The sequence below is a fragment of the Christensenella sp. genome (genome assembly GCF_034927525.1).
In the GTDB taxonomy this organism is placed as follows: domain Bacteria; phylum Bacillota; class Clostridia; order Christensenellales; family Christensenellaceae; genus Christensenella.
In genome coordinates, this window is record NZ_JAYFPU010000359.1 from 1 (window position 1) to 7,750 (window position 7,750).

Below are 7,750 nucleotides of genomic sequence, written 5' to 3' on the forward strand. Positions count from 1 at the left end.
ACGCCCGTTAATTTCCCCTTTTTAACCTCTCGGGAGGACAGGATTGCATACCATTTATTTTTAATCATGGAAAACCTCCTTCAGATGGAAGCTGGTGCCAACAACCATCGATGTGACATTATTATATTCGGATTTTCTTAATCTTTACCAACAAAGGGGATGTGGCGTACCACTGCCCTGGTTCAGAAGGGAGATGGCAAAGAAGTAAATCAGCTGGAGGAGAAGGATTATTGGTACCTAAGGGTGGTTTATAGTCATCCAGCGGGAAATTTGATGCCTGGAGTGTGCAACTGCAAGGGATAAAAAAAGAATGAAAAGAAAACCTCTGATTCTTTAAGGTAAGAGCAGAGGATAAATGTAATAATGAAAAAATATGGAGATGGATGTGGGTGTACGATGAATTTTTTGATGACATTTAATCGGTTTAAGAATCAATAAAATTAAGGGTAAAAATTAGGTTGGATAGGATGTGTGCAATGGAAAAAATACCACAGGGGAAAGAGGAAATGAAAAACAAGAGACAGGAGATCATTTTAAAGCTTCTCAAGGAAAACAGGATGGTTAAGGCGAAAGACCTTAAACAAATGTTTAAAGTTTCGATGGAAACCATCCGTAGGGATTTAGAATTTTTAGAAGAGGAGGGCTACCTAAGCCGTGTTTACGGCGGTGCAATTCTAAAGCGTCTTCACGGCATTGAGCCAGAATACGGTGGACGTGGCATTAAAAATTTTGAAGAAAAGAAGAAAATCGCCCTGGCCGCTACTGCCTTGGTGGAGGACGGAGACACCATCATCATTGATGTCGGAACCACAACTTTAGAATTTGCCAAGCACCTTCATACCTTTAAAAATCTAACGGTTCTGACCAATTCGATTCCCATTGTTGTTGAGTTGAAAAAAAGTGCAGATATTCGGACTCTTATTGTCGGCGGAGAGGTTCGGCAAGGAGAGCTTTCCAGCTCAGGCTGCTGGGCCGAGGAGATGATCAGCCGTTTTAACGTGGATAAGGTGTTCCTGGGAATCGGAGGAATTGATGGGGAGAAGGGCGTCAGTGATTACCATATGGAGGAGGCTAACTTAAGAAAGTATTTCATCCACAGTGGCCAGATGCTCATTGGGCTGGCAGATTATAGTAAGTTTGGAGTGACAGCTCTGAACAAAATTTGCGCGATTTCCGATTTTGATTATATCGTAACGGATGATCGCACACCGGTGAAAATGGTGAACCAATTAAAAGAGCAAGGAGTCGTCTCCCTTATCGGAAGAAAAGTCGTCTGAGAGACGGCTTTTTTATTGTGTGATTGTATTGCGATTACACACAAACATACAAAAAATAGGGTGATTTTCAGCACAATAGGTGCGTTGACACACATAATCCAACCTGATATCCTTACGACATCAACGGAGAGCGTTGTGAACCAGTTGCAGGCCTGCGACACTGAAGAGGAGGAAATCATGTCAGAAAAAGTAAAGATTACGGTTCTAAAAAAACTACTGCTACCAGATATTGTCAACCAATTTGCGGGGAAGGACGCCATTGGCATCTGTGGAAAATTTGAAGAAGGTGACGAATATATCACCGATGGCAGGACAGTACCGGAGGGATTTTGTACATGGGCTTGGGCGGATATTTTCAAAGATATTATTTTCGTTCGCAATAATATGGAATGTATCGGAACCGTGGATAAGAAATCTCAGATTGCGAGCTGTACGGATGGATTTCGGCCAGTTGTCTTTCGAATTGAACCCATTGATTGAGGATTAGCCGGGGGGCTACACAATCGATAAATACAACTGAATATACATTTTCTATAGGAGATAAAGGAGAACAGAAAATGTCTTTTGATAAAGTAATATTATGGATCATGGCAATCGGCTTATTGGTGGGTGCCATTGACAAGGTAACAGGAAATCATTTTGGCTTGGGTGAGAAATTTGATGAGGGATTTAATGCCATGGGGCCATTAGCTTTGGGAATGGTAGGGATTGTCTGTCTCGCACCCATTATTGCAAAGGTATTGGGACCGGCCATTATTCCGGTATTTGAAGCTATGGGGGCCGATCCTGCCATGTTTGCCTCAATTCTGGCAAACGATATGGGCGGTTATTCCCTGGCGACAGCCTTGGCCCAGAACAAAGAAGCCGGCTTGTTATCAGGGAATATCGTCGCATCAATGTTGGGATGTACCTTGGTTTTTTCGATTCCAGTAGGGCTTAGCCTCATTGAAAAAAAGGATCAGCCTTACTTCTGTAAGGGGTTACTCATTGGCCTCATTACCATTCCTGTCGGCAGTATTATAGGCGGTCTTATTGCAGGATTTGATTTTATGATGGTTCTTAGAAATACTATCCCGGTTATTATTCTTTCGATTTTACTGGTTGTTGGATTAAAGTTTATCCCTAAAAAAATGACCAGTGGATGTATGATCTTTGGCAAAATTATCACAATTATTATCTATATTGGCCTGGCATGTGCCGCCTTTGAGTATATCACTGGGGTTGTTATTATCCCGGGGATGGCACCCATTATGGATGGGATGCAGGCTATTGCAGGCATCGGCATCGTCCTGCTGGGGACCTTCCCGGTTTTAGCGATTTTAACCCGGGTTCTGGATAAGCCGCTGAATTTTTTAGGCGGGAAAATAGGAATGGACGCTACCAGTGCAGCAGGACTCGTTTTTACTCTGGCTAACTCGGTTCCGGTTTACAAAATGATGAAGGATATGAACCCTAAGGGAAAAATTGTCAATACGGCATGGTTAGTGCCAGCGACAGCCGCATTGGGAGATCATTTAGGCTTTACTGCAGGGGTTGAACCGACAATGATTACCCCTGTGGTCATCGGGAAGATTGCCGCTGGAATATTGGCCATCGCCCTGGCCATTGCCTTTAGTAAAAACATGAGCGATGAAGAAGCAGAAAGCGAAATGATCCTTAAGAAAGAGATGGTGTGTGATGAGTAAAAAATATTATTTAGGGATTGATCAGGGAACCACAGGGACCACAGCCTTATTGTTGGATGAAGAATGGAACCAGGTAGGGCGCGGTTATAAAGAACATACCCAATATTATCCCCAGCCTGGATGGGTAGAACATGATGCTATGGAAATTTGGGATCGCCTTAGGGAGTCTGTAGAAATGGGGCTAGGGGATGCCGGGATTACCATGGATGATATCAAATGTATGGGACTGGATAATCAGGGAGAAACCGTAGTGCTCTGGGATAATGTCACCGGTAAGCCTGTATATCGTGCCATTGTATGGCAAGATCGCCGAACCGCCCGGGATGCAGATGAAATCAAAGCAGGATATGGAGATATGATCCGCGAAAAGACAGGATTGGTCGTCGATGCTTATTTCAGCGCGACTAAAATAAAGTGGATTATTGATAATGTACCAGGGGTTCAAAAAGATATTGAGCGGCATCGGATTAATGCAGGAACCTTGGATTCCTGGATGATCTGGAAACTGACCCATGGGCGTGTGTTTGTCACCGATCAGTCCACTGCGTCCAGAACCATGCTCTTTAATATACATACTGGTCAGTGGGATGACGAAATCTTAGAAATTCTCGGTATTCCCAAGGATATTCTTCCGGAAATTTGCGATAGTGCCCAGGTTTATGGAGAAACGGACCCCCTGGATTTCTTTGGAGGTCGGGTTAAAATATCCGGTTCGACGGTGGATCAGCAGGCGGCACTTTTTGGACAAGCCTGTTTTACCCCTGGCATGGTCAAAACAACCTATGGTACTGGCGCTTTTATGCTCATGAATACCGGAAGCAGTCCCGTTTATTCCCAAAATGGGTTGCTAACTACTGTAGGCTGGGGGTTGGATGATCATCAGATGACCTTTGCACTGGATGGTGGTATTTATATTGCAGGGGCAGCGGTTCAGTGGCTTCGGGACAAGTTGAAAATTATTGCAGATGCCGCAGAAACAGAAGCTATGGCGAAGGCCGTTGAGGATACAGGGGGCGTTTATTTTGTACCGGCCTTTGCAGGTCTGGCGGCGCCCCATTGGGATCAATACGCCAGAGGGACTATTATTGGTATTACAGGAGGAACGACAAGGGAGCAGCTCGTTCGGGCGACGCTGGAAAGCGAAGCATATCAGGTAAAGGATAATCTGGATGTCATGGAACGGGATTCTGGCATTCCCATAGAGGTTATGCGAGTGGATGGAGGCGCAGTTGCCAATGAGTTTTTGATGCAGTTTCAGGCCGATATCCTGGGGATTCCTGTCGATGTTCCCGTCATAACGGAAACAACGGCATTGGGGGCAGCCTATCTGGCAGCCTATGGCATTGGGGATTATGAAAGCTTAGAGGATCTATCCTCCAATTGGAAGCTCTACAAACGGTATGAGCCGAATATGGACGATGCCACACGGGAACGTCTGCTCCACCATTGGCATAAAGCTGTGGAACGGGCAAAAGATTGGGATGAAAATTAAAAATTAATGGAGGAAGAAATGCAAGAAACAGATATTATCATTATCGGGGCGGGAGCCGTTGGCTGTGCCATTGCACGGGAATTATCAAAATACGATATCGGGGTTATCGTTGTGGATAAACGGGATGACGTTGGAGGGGATGCCTCTAAATCCAATAGTGCCATCATCCACACCGGATATGATGCAAAGCCGGGAACCTTAGAATCCCAGCTGGTGGTCGCCGCAAATCCCATGTACGACCAATTGACCAAGGATTTAGATATTCCCTTCCATCGTATCGGCGCGATTTTACCAGCCATTACGGAAGAGCAGTTCGAGCAGCTGCCGGCCATTAAAGAGAAGGCCTTTAAAAACCATGTGTACGATGTAGAATACCTGTCCAGGGAAGAAATTCTGGAAAAGGAACCAAATCTGAATCCTGAGGTTAAGGGCGGATTATTTATTCCCAGGGAAAGCCTCATCGATCCCTTCATTTTTGTCCAGGCTTTAGCGGAAAATGCCCATGCCAATGGCACCACATTCCTGCTGGAAACAGAGGTGACGGATATTTTGACGGAGGGTGGTAAAGTTCAGGGAGTCGTTACCACAAAGGGAACCATTAAAGCAGACTGTGTCATCAATGCGGCAGCCCTTCATTGTGATGATATCGCTGCTATGGTGGGAAAGGCAGATTATAAGGTCGTCCCCAGACGGGGTCAGTTCTATATCCTGGATAAAAAAACGTCCTGCCAGGTGAAGAATATCGTTCTTCCCATTCCAACAAAGGTCACCAAGGGAAAATTGATGACACCCACGATTCATGGGAATATGTTAGTGGGCCCAACAGCAGAGGATTTGGACGATAAAGAAAACACAGGGGTAACTACCGAAGGCCTCGATAGCATTCTGGCCGATGTCAAGAAAATGATTCCTGGGGTAAATGTGCGGGATGCCATTACGGAATACAGCGGCCTTCGTCCCAATCGAAATCCAGAGGGTCTCCATGTGGATACATACGATGATTTAGATGGATATGTCAATCTCTCTGGGGTACGCTCCACAGGGCTGACACTATCGGTTTCCATTGCAAAATATGTGGCGGAGCAGGTTAAAGCCATTGGTTGGGACCTGACTTTGAAGGAGCATTTTATTTCAGAGCGGAAGGGAATCCCCTGTTTTCATGAGATGAGTCGGGAAGAACAGGAAGCCATCATCAAGGAGAACCCCCTGTATGGCAATATTGTCTGCCGCTGCGAAACCATTACTGAGGGTGAAATTCTGGAGGCCATTCATCGTCCATTAGGTGCCCGTACGATGGACGGCGTTAAACGCCGTGTCCGAGCGGGAATGGGACGCTGCCAGGGTGGCTTCTGCGGACCGAAGGTCCTTGAAATTCTAGCTCGGGAGCTGGGCGTACCCACCGAGGAAATTAATAAAAATCTGGATGGCTCCTATATGGTCACCCGGAAAGTAAAATAGGGGAGGGTATAGAATAATGTTAGATATGAAATGTGATGTAGCGGTCATTGGCGGTGGCCCCGCCGGACTATCGGCGGCGGTTGCGGCTAAAAAAGAAGGGGCAAAGAAAGTTGTGATTATCGAACGGGATGAAACCCTGGGGGGTATCCTCCAGCAGTGTATTCACCCAGGCTTTGGTCTCAATTATTTCAAAGAAGAGCTGACGGGGCCGGAGTATGCCGGACGGTTTGTAAAAGAAGCACTGGATCTCGGGGTAGAACCGATTTTAAATTCCATGGTCCTGGAGGTGAATCCCCAGGAGGGAAGCATTATCTGTATCGATAAAAGCCATGGATTAATGAAGGTTCAGGCAGCCAGTATTGTATTGGGAATGGGCTGCCGGGAGAGGACCAGGGGAAGCATCATGATTCCTGGGACACGTCCAGCAGGCATTTATACCGCAGGCTCAGCCCAACGCCTGGTCAATCGGGAAAATGAAATGGTGGGAAAGAAGGTCGTCATCCTAGGGTCTGGTGATATTGGGATGATTATGGCGAGACGGATGACCCTGGAAGGGGCAGAGGTTCTGGCTGTGGTGGAAATCATGGACTATCTGGCGGGCCTTACCCGGAATAAAGTCCAATGCCTGGATGACTTTGGCATCCCACTGATGCTAGGCCATACCATTACTGAAATAAAGGGATACCGTCGGGTGGAAGGTGTTGAGATTGCCAAGGTGGATGAAAACCGGAAGCCCATTCCTGGAACAGAGACCTTTATCCCCTGTGATACCATTTTGCTTTCCGTCGGGCTCATCCCGGAAAACGAGCTTTCAGGACAGGCTGGGATTGAAATATCATCGGTAACCGGAGGACCGGTGGTGAACCAATATATGCAGACCACCGAGGATAATATCTTTGCCTGTGGGAATGTCGTCCATGTCAACGACTTGGTGGATAATGTCACAGAAGAAAGTGCCAAGGCCGGAAGGTTTGCAGCACAATACGCCATGGGAGCCTTGCCGGAAGGGAAGGGCACCATTAAAACCAGCCCAGGAAATAATGTCCGCTATCTGTGTCCCCAGAATATAAAATGCGGCGGGAAAAATGAAGAGGTCCATCTTTTCTTTAGAGTACTATCACCGGAGAAGGATGTTGTCATTCAGGCAAAAAGTGGTGGGACCGTCATTGCGAAGCGTAAAGTACAACGGGTTAATCCGGGAGAAATCGAGAAAATTAAATTTGATACTGAAAAACTCATGGATGGCCCATTCACCATTGACGTTGTGAAGGAGGCATAAGAAAATGCAAAAGAAAATTATCTGTACCGTTTGTCCAATGGGGTGTCTGATCACCGTAGATGGTGAAGGTGAACGCATTGACGATATCCAAGGCTATGGATGTAAGCGAGGATTGGAGTATGGCACCAATGAGTTTTCCCATCCCGTTCGAATTTTGACATCGACGGTTAGAACAAGCAGTACCCATACGCCACTGCTCCCAGTTCGATCCCAAAGACCAATTCCCAAAGAAAGAATGATGGATTGCATGGAAGAGATCAGGAAAGTTACGGTGAATAAAGGCGTTAGATGTTACGATACCATTATTTCAAATATCTGCAATACAGGTATTGATATTGTCGCGACTGGTGAATTTTTATAAGCCGGAATACGAAAAATAAAAGAAGAAAAGCCGATTGCGTATGGCTTTTCTTCTTTTATTTTAATAATTTTCCGTATGCACTTCAAAATAGCTCTGGGCTTTAAAGCATACCGGGCAAACCTCAGGGGCCTTCTTACCCATGACCAGGTGGCCACAGTTAATGCATTCCCACATGGTTTCGTCAGCTTTTTCAAAAAC

The 7,750-nt window shown here is 46.0% G+C and carries 8 protein-coding genes; 7 read left to right on the forward strand and 1 reads right to left on the reverse strand.

The genetic code is table 11. From position 1 onward, the window contains the following. The first annotated feature begins 476 nt into the window (after nt 1-476). The 7 genes from VB081_RS14245 to VB081_RS14275 all read left to right on the forward strand — a co-directional run bounded on the left by VB081_RS14245 (nt 477) and on the right by VB081_RS14275 (nt 7,552). On the forward strand, nt 477-1,277 hold the full coding sequence (locus tag VB081_RS14245; protein WP_323401441.1) for a DeoR/GlpR family DNA-binding transcription regulator: 801 nt from the start codon (nt 477-479) through the stop codon (nt 1,275-1,277). Between the two features lie 177 nt (nt 1,278-1,454). Then, nucleotides 1,455-1,757, forward strand: coding sequence for a TIGR04076 family protein (locus VB081_RS14250; protein ID WP_323401442.1), 303 nt, complete (start codon nt 1,455-1,457; stop codon nt 1,755-1,757). A 77-nt stretch (nt 1,758-1,834) separates the two neighbouring features. Continuing rightward, the gene (locus tag VB081_RS14255) at nt 1,835-2,962 is read left to right on the forward strand and encodes an ethanolamine utilization protein EutH (RefSeq protein ID WP_323401443.1); all 1,128 of its coding nucleotides are present in this window, start codon (nt 1,835-1,837) and stop codon (nt 2,960-2,962) included. Continuing rightward, the gene (glpK, locus tag VB081_RS14260) at nt 2,955-4,454 is read left to right on the forward strand and encodes a glycerol kinase GlpK (RefSeq protein WP_323401444.1); all 1,500 of its coding nucleotides are present in this window, start codon (nt 2,955-2,957) and stop codon (nt 4,452-4,454) included. Before VB081_RS14255 ends, glpK begins: the two co-directional genes overlap by 8 nt. A gap of 18 nt (nt 4,455-4,472) precedes the next feature. Then, a complete protein-coding gene (locus VB081_RS14265) occupies nt 4,473-5,912 on the forward strand; it encodes an NAD(P)/FAD-dependent oxidoreductase (RefSeq protein ID WP_323401445.1) in 1,440 nt (479 codons plus the stop codon). Between the two features lie 16 nt (nt 5,913-5,928). Further along, nucleotides 5,929-7,191, forward strand: coding sequence for an NAD(P)/FAD-dependent oxidoreductase (locus VB081_RS14270; RefSeq protein ID WP_323401446.1), 1,263 nt, complete (start codon nt 5,929-5,931; stop codon nt 7,189-7,191). Nucleotides 7,192-7,195: 4 nt separating this feature from the next. Beyond that, complete coding sequence (locus VB081_RS14275; RefSeq protein WP_323401447.1) at nt 7,196-7,552, forward strand: DUF1667 domain-containing protein; 357 nt, start codon at nt 7,196-7,198, stop codon at nt 7,550-7,552. 60 nt (nt 7,553-7,612) lie between these two features. Here the strand turns inward: VB081_RS14275 and VB081_RS15110 are convergent. After that, nucleotides 7,613-7,750, reverse strand: a 138-nt coding sequence (locus VB081_RS15110) for a rubredoxin-like domain-containing protein (protein ID WP_442872730.1), incomplete at its 5' end; no start/stop codon positions are given.

Bases quoted from the DNA above. Each gene is read 5' to 3' on its own strand.
- VB081_RS14250 (WP_323401442.1), top strand. From the start codon at position 1,455: ATGTCAGAAAAAGTAAAGATTACGGTTCTAAAAAAACTACTGCTACCA.
- VB081_RS14275 (WP_323401447.1), top strand. From the start codon at position 7,196: ATGCAAAAGAAAATTATCTGTACCGTTTGTCCAATGGGGTGTCTGATC.
- glpK (WP_323401444.1), top strand. From the start codon at position 2,955: ATGAGTAAAAAATATTATTTAGGGATTGATCAGGGAACCACAGGGACC.
- VB081_RS14255 (WP_323401443.1), top strand. From the start codon at position 1,835: ATGTCTTTTGATAAAGTAATATTATGGATCATGGCAATCGGCTTATTG.
- VB081_RS14245 (WP_323401441.1), top strand. From the start codon at position 477: ATGGAAAAAATACCACAGGGGAAAGAGGAAATGAAAAACAAGAGACAG.
- VB081_RS14270 (WP_323401446.1), top strand. From the start codon at position 5,929: ATGTTAGATATGAAATGTGATGTAGCGGTCATTGGCGGTGGCCCCGCC.
- VB081_RS14265 (WP_323401445.1), top strand. From the start codon at position 4,473: ATGCAAGAAACAGATATTATCATTATCGGGGCGGGAGCCGTTGGCTGT.